At 41.1% G+C, this 319-nt stretch carries 1 rRNA gene; it reads right to left on the reverse strand.

Annotation, left to right across the window (positions count from 1 at the left end):
- Window positions 1–234: 234 nt before the first annotated feature.
- Window positions 235–319, reverse strand: a 23S ribosomal RNA gene (locus tag ACTJIX_RS14915); the annotation flags it as partial.

A 319-nucleotide genomic window follows, 5' to 3' on the forward strand; every position in this document is an offset into this window, starting at 1 on the left:
GTTCGGGAAGGGATCAGGTGGTTCACTCTTGCTATGGTCGCCAGCACAACTGGTATGACTTTGCGTTTGGTCTTATTTAGATGCCAATGCTTGGTCAAATGAGTTATTAACAGAAATATCTGAGTTGCTGTAGTTTGTTCTTTAGCGTTCACTAAATCAAGCTGTTTTGCTTAATATCGAATCAATTGATCCTCACTTCTTTCGAAGTTCGTACAACAACTGTTTGGGTGTTGTATAGTCAAGCCTCACGAGCAATTAGTATTGGTCAGCTTCATGTATCGCTACACTTCCACATCCAACCTATCAACGTCGTAGTCTT

It is taken from the genome of Acinetobacter sp. 22323 (assembly GCF_052044895.1).
GTDB lineage: Bacteria > Pseudomonadota > Gammaproteobacteria > Pseudomonadales > Moraxellaceae > Acinetobacter > Acinetobacter schindleri.